The sequence below is a fragment of the Tsuneonella amylolytica genome, assembly GCF_003626915.1.
Lineage (GTDB): Bacteria > Pseudomonadota > Alphaproteobacteria > Sphingomonadales > Sphingomonadaceae > Tsuneonella > Tsuneonella amylolytica.
The window spans coordinates 2,552,832-2,566,559 of record NZ_CP032570.1; the positions used below are offsets into that span (position 1 = coordinate 2,552,832).

The 13,728-nt window shown below is 70.0% G+C and carries 10 protein-coding genes; 8 read left to right on the forward strand and 2 right to left on the reverse strand.

From position 1 onward, the window contains the following. Window positions 1–2: 2 nt before the first annotated feature. Genes D4766_RS12535 through trxA form a run of 7 tightly spaced genes read left to right on the forward strand, consistent with a single transcriptional unit; the run spans window position 3 to window position 11,245 of the window. Entirely contained in the window at window positions 3–2,342 is a 2,340-nt protein-coding gene (locus D4766_RS12535) for a PAS domain-containing sensor histidine kinase (protein WP_120717747.1), read from the forward strand. Further along, window positions 2,339–2,776: a tRNA (adenosine(37)-N6)-threonylcarbamoyltransferase complex ATPase subunit type 1 TsaE gene (gene tsaE / locus D4766_RS12540; RefSeq protein WP_120717748.1), complete on the forward strand. Its 438-nt coding sequence runs from the start codon at window positions 2,339–2,341 to the stop codon at window positions 2,774–2,776. Before D4766_RS12535 ends, tsaE begins: the two co-directional genes overlap by 4 nt. Beyond that, on the forward strand, window positions 2,773–3,759 hold the full coding sequence (locus D4766_RS12545; RefSeq protein ID WP_120717749.1) for an aminoglycoside phosphotransferase family protein: 987 nt from the start codon (window positions 2,773–2,775) through the stop codon (window positions 3,757–3,759). The genes tsaE and D4766_RS12545 overlap by 4 nt, the downstream gene beginning before the upstream one ends. A gap of 10 nt (window positions 3,760–3,769) precedes the next feature. Beyond that, a complete protein-coding gene (locus tag D4766_RS12550) occupies window positions 3,770–4,489 on the forward strand; it encodes a nucleotidyltransferase family protein (RefSeq protein ID WP_120717750.1) in 720 nt (239 codons plus the stop codon). Then, window positions 4,482–7,433 carry a PD-(D/E)XK nuclease family protein gene (locus D4766_RS12555; protein WP_120717751.1) on the forward strand — a complete coding sequence of 984 codons (2,952 nt, stop codon included), beginning with the start codon at window positions 4,482–4,484 and terminating at the stop codon, window positions 7,431–7,433. The genes D4766_RS12550 and D4766_RS12555 overlap by 8 nt, the downstream gene beginning before the upstream one ends. After that, window positions 7,430–10,879: a double-strand break repair helicase AddA gene (addA, locus tag D4766_RS12560; RefSeq protein ID WP_120717752.1), complete on the forward strand. Its 3,450-nt coding sequence runs from the start codon at window positions 7,430–7,432 to the stop codon at window positions 10,877–10,879. Before D4766_RS12555 ends, addA begins: the two co-directional genes overlap by 4 nt. A 45-nt stretch (window positions 10,880–10,924) precedes the next feature. Then, a complete protein-coding gene (gene trxA, locus D4766_RS12565; protein ID WP_120717753.1) occupies window positions 10,925–11,245 on the forward strand; it encodes a thioredoxin in 321 nt (106 codons plus the stop codon). On the opposite strand, the gene D4766_RS12570 is transcribed toward trxA, so the two are convergent. Continuing rightward, window positions 11,242–12,060: an inositol monophosphatase family protein gene (locus D4766_RS12570; RefSeq protein ID WP_120718230.1), complete on the reverse strand. Its 819-nt coding sequence runs from the start codon at window positions 12,058–12,060 to the stop codon at window positions 11,242–11,244. The two genes, trxA and D4766_RS12570, sit on opposite strands and share 4 nt — an antisense overlap. Before the next feature lie 34 nt (window positions 12,061–12,094). Further along, entirely contained in the window at window positions 12,095–13,318 is a 1,224-nt protein-coding gene (gene argJ / locus D4766_RS12575; RefSeq protein ID WP_120717754.1) for a bifunctional glutamate N-acetyltransferase/amino-acid acetyltransferase ArgJ, read from the reverse strand. 93 nt (window positions 13,319–13,411) lie between these two features. On the opposite strand from argJ, the gene D4766_RS12580 reads away from it, so the two are divergent. Further along, on the forward strand, window positions 13,412–13,687 hold the full coding sequence (locus D4766_RS12580) for a hypothetical protein (protein WP_162935768.1): 276 nt from the start codon (window positions 13,412–13,414) through the stop codon (window positions 13,685–13,687). Window positions 13,688–13,728 lie beyond the last annotated feature (41 nt).

Genomic DNA, 13,728 nt, shown 5'->3' on the forward strand with positions numbered 1-13,728 from the left:
GCATGCAGTTCACCCCCACCGCGCTCGCGCTCATCGGCCTCGTGCTCGCGGCGTGGGTCGCGGGGGCGGCCTGGCTGATGATCGCCGCCGGCGCCAGGGCGCGGGCGGCCGAAGCCTCGCGCAAGGCCGCGCGCCGGATGGCGCGGATGATCGACGAGGCTCCGGCGATCCCGCTGCTGGTCCGCGCTGACGGGAAGATCGAAGGCAGCGAGCGGCTGGCCGGCTGGCTCGGCCTGCCGAAACTGCCGCAATACCTGTCCGAGCTCGGCGGTAGCCAGGGCGGGGGGAAGGGTCTTTCGGCCGAACAGCTCGCGACGCTGACCGATAACGTCGTGCGCGCGCAGAAGACCGCCGCGCCGTTTCGCATGGCGCTGACTCCGCCGGGTTCGCGCCGCAGTCTCGCCGTGCGCGGATCGCTTGCCGATCCGCAGGTGTCCCCCGGCGGCGCGGCGCTGCTGTGGGTGTTCGACTTTTCGGAAAGCGAGAACGAACTGACAAAGCTGCGCGCGGAGGCGAGCCGGGCGCGCAGCGACTTCGCCGCGCTGGTCGGTCTGATCGAGGCGGCCCCCATGCCGATGTGGTTCCGTGGCCCCGACGGGCGATTGAAGCTCGTCAACCGCGCCTACCTCGCCGCGGTCGGGCGCGACAGCGCCGAAGCGGCGGTGGCCGACCAGGTCGAACTGATGGAATCGGTCGACGGACTCACCGCCGCCGAAGTCGCGATTCAGGCCGCTCAACAGAAGACGCCGGTCGAACGGATCGTTGCCGCGACCATCGACGGGGCGCGTCGGAGCCTCAGGGTCAGCGACCTGCCGTTGGGCGACGAAGGCATCGCCGGCTACGCGGTCGATATCGAGGAGATGGAAGAGCAGGCGCGCAGCTTCCGCGCGTTCCGCGAGGCGCAGCGCCAGATGCTCGACCAGCTGTCGGTCGGCGTCGCGCAGTTCGGCCCCGACCGGCGCCTGCAATCGGCCAACCAGCCCTTCCGCCGTGCATTCTCTCTGCGGCAAGGCGCGGGCGAGATCGAGTTCGAACGTTTCCTGCGCGAATCGCGCGAGGCCGGGCGGACGCCCGAGGTGCGCGATTTTCCCGCCTGGCGCGCCGAGCGCAGCGAATGGTTCCTGGCCGATGCGCCGGTCGAGGAAGCATGGCCGCTGTCGAACGGCACGCACCTGCGCATCGTGGCGCAACCGATGCCCGACGGGGGCCTCGTCCTCATCGCGGAGGATCGCACCGAAAGCCTCGCACTGTCCGCCAACCGCGATACCTTGCTGCGCACCCGCACGGCGACCTTCGACAGCCTGTTCGAGGCGCTGGCGATCTTCGCGCCCGACGGACACATGCAATTGTGGAACCGCCGGTTCGCCGCCGCATGGGGACTGGCCGAGGACGACCTCGACGGCCATCCCACCGCGGACGAACTACTGGCCAAAGTCGGTCCCCTGCTGGCCAAACCCAAACAGGCCAAGGCGATCGGCGAGATCGTGCGCGGCGCCACGCTCGATCGCAAGCAGACCGGCGGGCGCGTGCTGCTCGGCGACGGACGCACGCTCGAGATCGCGGGCGTGCCGCTGCCCGACGGCAACGGCCTCCTTACGATCCTCGACATCACCGATTCGCAGATGGCCGAAGATGCCTTGCGCGAACGGGCCGAGGCGCTGGAGGCGGCGGACGAGTTGAAGACGCGCTTCCTCGCCAACATGAGCTACGAATTCCGCGTGCCGCTGACCTCGATCGGCGGGTTCGCCGAATTGCTGGAGGCGGGGGTCGCCGGCGAGCTGACCGAACAGGGTCAGGAGTACGTCGCGGCGATCCTCGAATCGGTTCGCAAGCTGACCGACCAGGTCGAGAACGTGCTGGACCTGTCGCAAAGCGAGGCAGGCCTGCTGCCGCTCGCGACCGAGCGGCTCGATCTGCTCCCGTTCGTGACGCAGGTCGTGCGCGACCGCGAGGCGGCGATCGTGGCCGCAGGCCTTGCGCTCGATTTGCGCGGAGGCGGCGCGGCCAAGGTGGAAGCCGATCCGCGCCAGCTCGGCCGGGCAATCGGGCAACTGCTCGACAACGCCATCGCCGCGACGCCGGAGGGCGGCAAGCTGCTGGTCGATCTGTCGCGCAGGAACGATGGCGTGCGGATCGTCGTGTCGGACAACGGGCGCGGCATGACGAAAGACGAACTACGCCGCGCACTTGAGGGGCTGACCACCGGTCCCGACGGGCGGCCGGAACGGCGGCAGGGCCTTGGCATTCCGCTCGCGCGGCAGCTGGTCGAGGCGCACGGCGGCACGCTCGATATCGTGTCCCGGCGCGGCGAGGGCACCTTCGCGACGATCTGGCTGCCGTGACGGTCGACCTGCCGGACCTTGCCGCGATGGACGCGTTCGGCGCGCGGATTGCGAAATGCGTGCGGGCTGGCGACGTCGTTGCGCTGTCGGGCGGGCTCGGTGCGGGCAAGACCACTCTTGCGCGCGCGGTCCTCCGGGCGCTCGGCCACCCGGGCGAGGTGCCGTCGCCCACGTTCACCATCCTCGAAACCTACGACGACCTCGATCCTGCTGTCGTCCACGCGGACTTCTACAGGTTGCGCGATCCGGGCGAAGTCGCGGAACTGGGGCTCGACGATTATCGCGAAGGCGCGGTGCTGCTGGCCGAATGGCCCGATCACGCGGGCGGCTTCGCGGGAGAGGCGCAATGCCTCGAAATCGCGCTGGAAAGCCGTGGGCAAGGGCGCAGGGCCGTTGTGCGGGGCGGGGCCGATTGGCTAGGGCGGATGCCATGAGCGAGCTACCGCCCGGATGCCCCGAGGGCCTCACCGATTTTCTCGACCGTGCAGGCTGGCGTGCTGCAGAGATCGATACGATCCCCGGCGATGCCTCGTTTCGTCGCTACTTCAGGGTGCGGGACGGGGACCGCAAGGCGATGCTGATGCACGCTCCGCCCCCGCACGAGGATCCGCAGCCGTTCCTCGATGTCGCGGGCTGGCTGACCAGCCACGGGCTGCGCGCGCCCGGCATCTTCTCGTCGGAAGCCGAAGCAGGCTGGGTCCTGCTCGAAGATTTCGGCGACGACCGGATGCGCGACTGGCTCGACGTCAACCCCGGCGGCGAGACCGGGGCCTACGCCGCGGCGATCGACGCGCTGGTCGAGCTCCGCACGATGCCGCCGGGTCCGTTCTCGCCTTACGACCTTGCGACCTACCAGCGCGAGACGGCGCTGCTGACCGAATGGTATGCGCCCGCCGCGGGGCTGGACGTCGACGTGGCCGGGTACGAGACGGCGTGGTTCGCGGTCCTCGGCCCGCTGATCGAGCGCCAGCAACCGGGCGTCACCGTGCTGCGCGACTACCACGCCGAGAACATCATGCTGCTCCCCGGCGGTCAGCAGGGCCTTATCGATTTCCAGGACGCGCTGGTCGGCCACCCTGCCTACGATGTCGTGAGCCTGCTGCAGGATGCCCGGCGCGAGGTTTCGCCCGAACTCGAACGGGCCATGCTCGACCGCTACATCGCCGCGACGGATGCCGGGCCAGATTTCGAGGCCGACTACGCCCGGCTCGGCGCGCAGCGAAACGCAAAGATCGTCGGGATCTTCACGCGGCTGTACAAGCGTGACGGGAAACCGCGCTATCTCGAGATGATCCCGCGGGTGTGGGAGGCGATGGAACGCGATCTCGCGCACCCCGCACTCGCGCCCGTGGCCGCGTGGTTCGATGCGAACATCCCGCGCGCTCTGCGCGAAGCGGGCGGCGGGACGATTTCGTGAAGGCCGGCGGATGAAGCTCGCCAGCGACACCGCGATGGTCATGGCCGCCGGCCTCGGCAAGCGGATGCGGCCGCTCACCGCGACGCAGCCCAAACCGATGGTGCGGGTGGCGGGCAAGCCGCTCATCGATCACGCGCTCGACCGGTTGGCGGAAGCCGGTGTCGAGAAGGCGGTCGTGAACGTGCACTACCTCCCCGAACCGCTGGAGGCGCATCTCGCCCTGCGCGACATGCCCAGGGTCGCCGTGTCGGACGAACGGGCGCAGCTGCTCGAAACGGGCGGAGGGATGACCAAGGCCCATGCAGCCGGGCTGCTGCCCGATCCGTTCTTCTGCCTCAACGCCGACAACATCTGGCTCGACGGGCCCCGCAACGCTTTCGCCGACCTGTCCGCGCGGTGGGACCCGGACGCGATGGACGCGCTGCTGCTGGTGGTGCCGCACGCCCGCGCGCTCAATTTCCGGGGCGAAGGCGATTTTCACATGGACACCCTCGGCCGGCTGAGCCGTCGCAAGGCGGGACACATCGCGCCGTTCATCTACACCGGCATCCAGCTCGTATCGCATCGCCTGCTGCGCGACGCGCCGGTGGGCCCATTCAGCACCAACGTGCTGTGGCAGCGGGCGATCGAGGAGGGGAGGCTCTACGGCGCGGTCTTCACCGGCCAGTGGTTCGAGGTCGGCACGCCGCAGGCGATCCGCCCGACCGAGGACGCATTGCGGGGTGGCTGAAGCGCGCACGCCGGCGGTCTATTCCATCGCGGCGCACCGAGGCTTTGCCGATGCGCTGGTCGCCGGCCTGATCCCGCGTTACGCGGACGCGGATGTCGGCCTCGCCCGGCTGACCCTGCTTCTGCCGTCGACCCGCGCGGCGCGCACCGTGCAGGAAGCGTTCGTGCGCGCGTCGGACGGCGGGCTGCTGATGCCGCGCATGGCGGTCGTCGGCGACCTCGATCTCGACGAGACGCTGGGCACCCTGCTCGACCCGCTGGGAGCCGCGGACATCGCGCCGGCAGTCGATCCGACCCGGCGCTGGCTGCGCCTGGCGCAGTTGCTGGCCGAGGAAATGGCGGCGACGGGGCGCGACGTGCCGCGCGGTGCGGCACTGCTGTCGCTGGCGCGCGATGTCGCGCGCACGATGGACCGTCTGCTGGTGGAGGACATCGGGCCCGAAGAACTGCTCGAACAGCGCGTGCTCGACGCGGTGGAGGACCAGTCCGAACATTGGCAGCGGGCGATCCTGCTGTTCGCGCGGGTCCAGGCGCGGTGGCTCGCCGAACTGCAGGCGAGCGGGCGGCTCGACGCGGCAGCGCGGCGCAACCGCCTGTTCGAACATGCGGCACGGCGCTGGCGGCACTCCCCGCCGGCGACCCCGATCGTCGCCGCCGGCGTCACCAGCGCGGCCCCGGCACTGGCAAACATGCTGCGCGTCGTCAGCGAGTTGCCGCAGGGCGCGGTGATCCTGCCCGATCTCGACCTCGCAATGCCGCAGGCGGTCTGGGACGAACTAGGAGCGGCGGGGGCGAGCGACAATCCGGGCGATCCGCCGTTCGCGCGCGGCGATGCCGTCACCCACCCGCAGTACCACCTCAAGCTCCTGCTCAACCGGATGGGTGTGAACCGGGCGGAAGTGCGCCCGTGGCACAGGCGCGGGATCGGCGCGGCGGAGCCGGAGCGGAGCCACGCGATCTCGAACCTTTTCCTGCCCCCGCAGGCGAGCAAGGCCTGGGTCGATCTGCCCGCGGACAAGCGCCGGCTGTCGGGCGTGCGCCTGATGGAAAGCGCCAATCCGGAAGCCGAAGCGCAGGCCATCGCTCTCTTGATCCGCGAGGCGGTCGATTTGCCGGAGCGGCGCGTGGCTCTCGTCACGCCCGATCGCGGACTGGCGCGCCGGGTGGTCCAGCACCTGCGCCGCTGGAACCTGGAAGCCGACGATACCGCAGGGCGCGCGCTGTCGGATACAACCGCCGGGCGGCTGTTCCTCCAGCTGGCCGAATTGGCCGCCGAACGCGCCGCACCGGTCGCGCTCGTCGGGGCGCTCGCGAACCCCCTCGTCCGTCGCGATGCGGGGCGGCGCGAATGGCTGGAGTCCTTGCGCCGGTTCGAGAAGCGCCTGCGCGGTCCCCGGCCAGAGCCGGGCCTCGCGCCGTTGCACGCCACGGCGACGGAAGCGCGCGTGGAGGATTGGTGGAGGGAGGCCGCGGCTGTCCTCGGCCCGCTCCTGTCCGACGATGCACTGCCGCTCGCCGACTGGCTCGATCGCCTGTCGGCGGCGGGCGAGGCGCTGGCCGGTTCGGCGCAATGGGACCGCGAGGACGGGCGGGCCCTGGCGCAGTTCGTGGAAGGCCTGCGGCTCCATGCCCGCGAGATCGGTACGATGGTGGAGGCAAGCGATCTCCACGCGGTCCTGCGCGATGCGATGGAAGGCATCGCGGTGCGGCCGCCCTACGGCGGGCATCCGCGCGTTGCGATATACGGCCTCATCGAATCGCGCATGGCGCGCGCTGATCTGGTTATCGCGGCGGGGCTCAACGAAGGAACCTGGCCCGCACGCCCGGCGACCGACCCGCTCCTCGCCCCGGCGGTGCTTCGGGCGCTCGGAGTACCGGGCGCCGATTTCCGCATCGGGCTCGCCGCGCACGACCTGGCCGCGGCGATGGGCGCGCCCGAAGTCGTGCTCAGCCGATCGCGCCGCGACGAGAGTGGGCCGGCGATCGCGAGCCGGTTCCTCCTGCGGGTGCAGGCCCTGCTCGGCGAACTCGGCCCGGCGCACCGCGAGGACGAAGCGCCGCGCCTTGCCGCCGCGCTCGATTATGCCGATCCCGCGCCGCCCTATCCGCGCCCGCATCCGATGCCGGACGCATCGCAGCGCAAGGTGGCGCTGTCGGTCACCGGGCTCGATCGCCTGCGGGCCGATCCCTACCAGTTCTACGCCTCGAGCATTCTGCGACTGTCCGAGCTCGACGGGCTCGATGCCGAACCCAGCCCCGCCTGGCAGGGCGAGGTGGCCCACGCCATTCTGGAGAAGTGGCACAAGGAAAGGCGCGCGCTCGCGGAAATTGCGGAGGAGGAACTGCGCGCCATGAACGCGCATCCGCTCGTGCGCGCGCTGTGGCGTCCGCGGCTTTTGAAGGCGCTGCGCTGGGTCGAGGAGGCAATCGCCGCCGAACCCGGCCGGGTGCCCGAGCTCGTCGAGGAAAAGGGCGAGCTCGAGTGGCGCGGCGTGACGATCCGGGGGCGCATCGACCGGCTGGACAGGTTGGCCGACGGCACGGTCGCGGTCGTCGATTACAAGACCGGCCGTCCGCCCAGCGGCGCGCAGGTGCAGGAAGGCTACGCGCTGCAACTCGGTACGCTGGGCCTCATGGTCAAGCGCGGCGCCTTCGGTCCGCCCGCGTCGCCCAGCCGTTTCGAATACTGGTCCCTTGCGAAGAACAAGGACGGCGGCTTCGGTTACATCGACACGCCCGTCCTCGAAGGCCGCAAGCAGAAAGGCATTCCGCCCGAGGATTTCCTGCCCGAAGCGAAGCGTTTTCTTGATGATGCGCTCGACCGCTGGGTACTCGGCGATCAGCCGTTCACCGCGCGGCTGAACCCGGATGCGCCGGGCTACGACACCTACGACCAACTCATGCGACTCGACGAATGGGTGCGGCTGCAGGACGACGAAGCATGAGCGGCGAGGTTTTCCCCCTGCAGGACAATCAGGCCCACGCGGTCGCCCCGGCGCGCAGCGTCTGGTTGTCGGCATCGGCGGGGACGGGCAAGACCCAGGTGCTTTCGGCGCGCGTGCTGCGGTTGCTGCTGCGGCCCGACGTCTCGCCCTCGGCAATCCTGTGCCTCACTTTCACGAAGGCCGGCGCGGCGGAAATGGCAGAGCGCGTGAACTCCGTCCTGGCGAGCTGGGTGCGGATGCCCGACACCTTGCTCGGCAAAGACCTCCTCGCCATCGGAGCGCCCGGCGATCCGGAAACGCGGGACCGCGCGCGCACGCTGTTCGCCAGCGTGCTCGACTGTCCGGGGGGCGGCCTGCGGATCGATACGATCCATGCATTCTCGCAGTGGCTGCTGGCGGCATTCCCCGACGAAGCCGGGCTGATTCCCGGCAGTCGTCCGATGGAAGACCGCGACCGCGACGTCCTCGCGCATCAGGTCCTTGCCGCGATGGTCGCCGATGCGGAGGCCGCGGGCGACACCGCCGTGCTCGGCCCGCTGGGCATGCTCAGCGAGCGGATGGGGCCGGGCGAGGTACCGGGATGGCTGATGCGGTGCGCTGCCGCGCGCGAGCTCTGGACCGGACCCGCCGGGTGGCAGCCGCCGATGCGCGACCGCGTGCTGGCCCTCTTCGGCCTGCCAGCCGATGCCGGCGAAGCGAGCCTCGCGGAACTATGCGCGGACGGCGTGTTCGATTGCGCGGCGCTGGGGCGGATGCAGGCGGCGAACGCGGCCTGGGGCACTGGCACCGCGCAGACTTCGCTAACAGCGATCGGCGACTTTCTCGCCGCGAGCGGGCTGGGCCGCGTCACGGCGGCCGACACGCTTGCCGCAGCGCTGTTCACGCAGAAGGGGGAGCCGCGCGCGCTCAAGAGCCTCGAGAAGCACGACCCCGACTATGCGCTGCACGCCGAAGCGGTGCTGGCTTCGCTCGCCGCCCTTCGCGACCATCGCTCTCTGCTCGACCTCGCCGGCTTCGTCGCCCCGGCGCTGGAGGTCGGCCGCCGGTTCGCGCTGGCGTGGGACGAGGCGAAGGCGCGCGAAGGACTGATCGATTTCGACGACCAGATTCGCCGCGCAGCCGCCCTGCTGCGCGACCCCGCGCTGTCGGGCTGGATACGCTACAAGCTCGACCGCCGGTTCGATCATGTCCTCGTCGACGAGGCGCAGGACACGAACCGCGCGCAGTGGGATATCGTGCGCGCCGTCACCGACGATTTCTTTTCCGGCGACGGCCAGAAACCCGGGGTCCAGCGGACGCTGTTCGTCGTTGGGGACTACAAGCAGGCGATCTTCGGCTTCCAGGGTACCAGCCCGCGCAACTTCGCCGATGCCAAGCGGTACTATGCCGACCTCATCGACAGGCTCGCGAACGAGCAGCCTGATGTCGAGCGATTGCAGGACCTTGGTCTCGGCCGGTCGTACCGTACTTCCCAGCCGGTGCTCGATTTCGTGGACGACGCGATTGCCACGATCGGCCCCGAAAAGTTCGGACTGGATCCGGCCGAAGCGCTCGATCCGCACAAGGGATACGACCGACCCGGCCTCGTCACGTTGTGGCAGCCGGTAAGTGGCCATGCCGATGCCGACGATGAGGCGGCGGACGAGTGGCTGTCCGAACCCGAACGCGAGATGGCGAACCGCATCGCCGCCGAGGTGGCCGGCTGGATGCGCGACGGCTTCCCGCTGACGAAAGGGCGCAACGCGGGGCCGGGCGACGTGATGGTGCTGGTGCGCAAGCGGCGCGATCTCGCCGGGCTCATCGTTGCGCGCCTTCACGCGGCGGGCGTGCCGGTGGCCGGCGTGGACCGCCTGCGGCTGGGCGCGCCGCTGGGTGTCAAGGACCTGATGGCCGCGTTGCGTTTCGCCGCCCAGCCGCTCGACGATCTCAGCCTTGCCGGTCTGCTGGTGAGCCCGCTGATGGGATGGACGCAGGAAGACCTGCTCGCATACGGCTGGCGGGAAAAAGGATCGCTGTGGCACCATCTGCGCGATGGTTCGCACCCGCGCCAGCGCGAGACGGCGGACCGCCTGCGCGACCTGCTGGCGCGCGCGGATTACGAACTGCCCCAGGCCTTGCTGCACTGGATGCTGGTGGGACCGTGGCAGGGCCGCAAAGGCCTCGTCGCGCGGCTGGGCAGCGAAGTGAACGATCCCGTCGACGAACTGCTCAATGCGGCAGCCGCTTATGCGGCGACCCACACCGCTAGTCTGGCCGGGTTCATCGCCTGGTTCGATGCGGGCGACGGCGAACTCAAACGCGAGAGCGAGGGCGGGGCGGGGCAGGTCCGAGTGATGACCGTGCACGGCAGCAAAGGGCTGCAGGCACCCATCGTGATACTGGCGGATGCGGCGGGCAATCCCGATCGCTCGCCCCGGCGCGACCTGTCGCTGGTCGAACAGCGGATCGGCGGGGGCGGGGCGCCGGTCCCGCTGCCCGCGCTGCGCAAGGAAGAGAAAGCCGGTCCCGTTGCCGAAGCCGAGGCCGCCGCCAGGGCCGCCGAGCGCGAGGAACACTGGCGCCTGCTCTATGTGGCGATGACCCGCGCGGAAGAGGCGCTGTTTATCGGCGGCGCGCTGGGCAAGCGCGAAAAGGAACCGAGCGAGAATTCGTGGTATGCGAAGCTGCGACCGCTGTTCGCGGGCGACGAGCTTGCCGATCCGGTCTGGGGCGCGCGACTGGAGCGCGGGACGAGGGCCGCTGTTGCCGAACCCGCGCCTTCCACTGATGGTCGAACCGCCATCGATTTGCCCGCATGGGCGGTCACGCCGATCGGGCCGGAGCCGCGGCCTCCGCGTCCGCTCGCGCCGTCGTCGGCTGGAACGGATACCGCGGCCGACCCGCCGCTTTCGCCCGACGTGGCGCGCGTTGCGGCGCGGCGCGGCGTTCTCATCCATGCCCTGCTGGAGCGGCTGCCCTCCATCGGTCCGGACGAACGCGAGGCGGCGGCAAGTCGGTGGCTGGAACGGCAGGCGCCAGACCTCACGCCCGGCGATCGCGCCGAAATGCTCGGCAGCGCGCTCGCCGTTCTCGCCGAACCCGAATTCGCGCCGGTATTCTCCTCCGCCGCGCTCGCCGAGGTGCCGCTCGCCGCGACCGTTGACGGGCAGGTTATCGCGGGCACCGCCGACCGGTTGCTGGTGGAGCCCGGCAAGGTCACCGTGGTCGATTTCAAGACCGCGCGCCGGCCGCCAACATCGCTGGCCGAAGTACCGGAGGGGACGCTCCTCCAGATGGCCGCCTATGCCGCAGCGCTGGCCGCGATCTATCCGGGGCGGGAGATCGCGGCGGCGCTACTCTATACGCAGACCCCGCAGCTGATCCGGGTCCCGGCTGCCGAACTCGCCGCGCGCAAGGCGCTGTTGTCCGCCAAATCGGAAAGCTTTCCGCCGCCGCCCGTTGAGTGATCGCGCACACGCCCTACATGTCAGGGCAACGAACAGGAGATACCCATGCCGACCATCGCCGTCACCGACGCCAGTTTCCAGTCCGACGTCCTCGACGCCGACAAGCCCGTACTCGTCGATTTCTGGGCCGAATGGTGCGGTCCGTGCAAGATGATTGGCCCCTCGCTCGAAGAGATCGCCGACGAATTGTCCGACAAGGTGACCATCGCCAAGATGGACATCATGGAGAACACCGGCGTTCCCGGCGAAATCGGCGTCCAGTCGATCCCGCTGATGGTCCTTTTCAAGGACGGCAAGCCGGTGGCCCAGAAGCTCGGCGCGGCGCCCAAGGGCGCGCTCAAGCAGTGGCTCGAAAGCGAGCTCTAATCGCCTCCGGGCCGGTACCCCGACCGGTCGAGCCGGGCGACGAATTCGTCCCATAGCTGCGCGGTGGCGGCGGCAATCATGCCCTTTCGGTCGGTATCGACGCGGTAGGGGCTGCCGTCCTGCCGCGCGCAGCGGCCGCCCGCTTCGGCGAGGAAAAGGGCGCCCGCCGCGTGGTCCCACGCCAGCGTGCGTTCGTAGATCGCAATGTCGTGATCGCCGAACGCGACCAGCGGATACTGCTCCGCAGCGCACCCGGGCGCATCGGCCGGGGTGTAGTGCGGCAGGATGTCCCGCTCGAACAGGTCGCGCTGATCGGGCGCCATGAACTTCGTCATCGCCGCCAACGCGGGCGGTGCAACACCGCTAGGGCTCGTCCAGATGCGTTCGCCATCCACGAACGCGCCTTCGCCCCGCCGCGCGCGGCACAAGCGGTCGCGGCGGGGATCGTAGATCCAGCCCGCGATCGCCTCGCCCCCGTCGGCGAGTGCGATCATCGTCGCGAAATGGCCGCTGCCTTTCGCGAAGTTGCCGGTGCCGTCGATCGGATCGACGATCCAGCAGGCACCCGAGAGCGCGCCCAGCACCGCCGAATCGGCCGCCGCGGCTTCCTCTCCCACGACCGCCACGCCGGGGGCGAGGCGGGTGAGCGCTTCGGACAGGAACGCCTCCACCTCGCGGTCGGCGATCGTCACGAGATCGTCCGTCGCCTTTTCCTCGACCTCGCCTTCGGCGAGATTGCGCCAGCGAGGCATGATCGCCTTTCCCGCCGCGAAGCGCAGGAGGGCGAGGATCTCGTCGTCAAGCGCGGAATTCACGAGTGCCACCGCTCATGCTGAGCCTGTCGAAGCGTCACGAGCGATAATCGGCGTTGATCGAGATGTATCCGTGGGTGAGATCGCATGTCCACACGGTGGCGTGGCCTTCCCCGAGGCCGAGTTCCACATCGATGCGCACTTCGTCACCCTGCAAATGGGCCGCGACCGGCGCTTCGTCGTAGTCGGCGAGCGGCTGCCCGTCGCGCGCGGCCCAGGTGCCTCCGAAGCCGATCGACAGCCGGTCGCGGTCGGCCGGCTCGCCCGCCTTGCCAACCGCCATCACCACGCGGCCCCAGTTTGCGTCCTCGCCCGCGATGGCGGTCTTGACCAGCGGCGAGTTCGCCACCGCGAGGCCGATGCGGCGCGCGCTTTCATCGCTGTCGGCGCCGGTCACCGCCACTTCGATGAACTTCCTCGCCCCTTCGCCGTCGCGGACGACGAGGTGCGCGAGCTGGCGGCAAACGTCGTGCAGCGCGGCAGCGAAGGCATCCGCGCCGACGTCGTCAGATGCGGCGAGCGCTGCATTGCCGGCGGCCCCGGTCGCGAAGGCGAGGACGGTGTCGCTGGTCGACGTATCGCTGTCGACGGTTATGCAGTTGAACGTGGCATCGCTCGCGGCCGACAGCACCGCCTGCAGAAACGCAGGCTCGACCGCAGCGTCGGTGAAGACGTAACCCAGCATCGTCGCCATGTCGGGCGCGATCATGCCGCTGCCCTTGACGATGCCGACCAGCGTGACTTTCGTTTCGCCGAGCATCGCGGTGGCGACGGCCCCCTTGGCGAACGTATCGGTCGTGCCGATCGTGGCGGCGGCTTCTTCCCACGAGCACGGCTCGGCCGCGAACACCGCGTCGAGACCGGCCTGTGCCTTGTCCACCGGCAACGGCACGCCGATCACGCCGGTGGAGGATACGAAGACGTCGCTCGGGGCGCACCCGAGGTGGGCGGCGACCTGTCCCATGATCGCCTCCACCGCTTCGCGCCCGCGATAGCCGGTGAAGGCGTTCGAATTGCCTGCATTCACCACCAAAGCCCGTGCGCGGCCTAGCCGCACCTGCTCGCGCCCCAGCTCGACCTCGGTCGAACAGCAGACATTGCGCGTGAAGACGCCCGCCACGCTCGTCCCTTCGGCCAGTTCGACGTAGGTCAGGTCGCAGCGACCCCAGTCCTTGTAGCCAGCGCGGGCGATGCGCGGAACCGCGCCGGCGATCGGCGGGGCGTCAGGGAAGGGCCGGGCAAGGGGGGAAACGCTATCCATCCTCTGTCACCTACGAAGGTCGACCAGCGAGAACAATGCGGTTTCTCGGCGGGGGTGGACGCGGCGCGCGCGAAAGCATATCTACCTGGCGACATGCTCGCACGCATCCTTGCAGCCTTTGCGCTCATCACCGGGCTCGCCGCAGTCGGCGCTCCGGCGGAAGCGCGGCTGTTCTCGGCGCTCAGCCAGCCGGCCGATGCCCCGTCTTCGGGGAGCCAGCAGGGCGGGGCGCAGCAGCCGTGTCCGCTGCCGACATCGAAGCCCAGCCTGGCTAGCAAGACGGAAGTCCAGCCCGGCTGCCGCCAGCGCAAGCCGGTGATCATCTACATCCCGACGATCCAGTTCGGTCCCGACCGCGCGCACGAATAGCGCGCCCACCGCTCATACCGTCATCTCGACGCCGCCCGGGC

Coding starts and splice junctions, on each gene's coding strand:
- D4766_RS12535 (WP_120717747.1), top strand. CDS start 3: ATGCAGTTCACCCCCACCGCGCTCGCGCTCATCGGCCTCGTGCTCGCG.
- D4766_RS12545 (WP_120717749.1), top strand. CDS start 2,773: ATGAGCGAGCTACCGCCCGGATGCCCCGAGGGCCTCACCGATTTTCTC.
- D4766_RS12550 (WP_120717750.1), top strand. CDS start 3,770: ATGAAGCTCGCCAGCGACACCGCGATGGTCATGGCCGCCGGCCTCGGC.
- addA (WP_120717752.1), top strand. CDS start 7,430: ATGAGCGGCGAGGTTTTCCCCCTGCAGGACAATCAGGCCCACGCGGTC.
- trxA (WP_120717753.1), top strand. CDS start 10,925: ATGCCGACCATCGCCGTCACCGACGCCAGTTTCCAGTCCGACGTCCTC.
- argJ (WP_120717754.1), bottom strand. CDS start 13,318: ATGGATAGCGTTTCCCCCCTTGCCCGGCCCTTCCCTGACGCCCCGCCG.
- D4766_RS12580 (WP_162935768.1), top strand. CDS start 13,412: ATGCTCGCACGCATCCTTGCAGCCTTTGCGCTCATCACCGGGCTCGCC.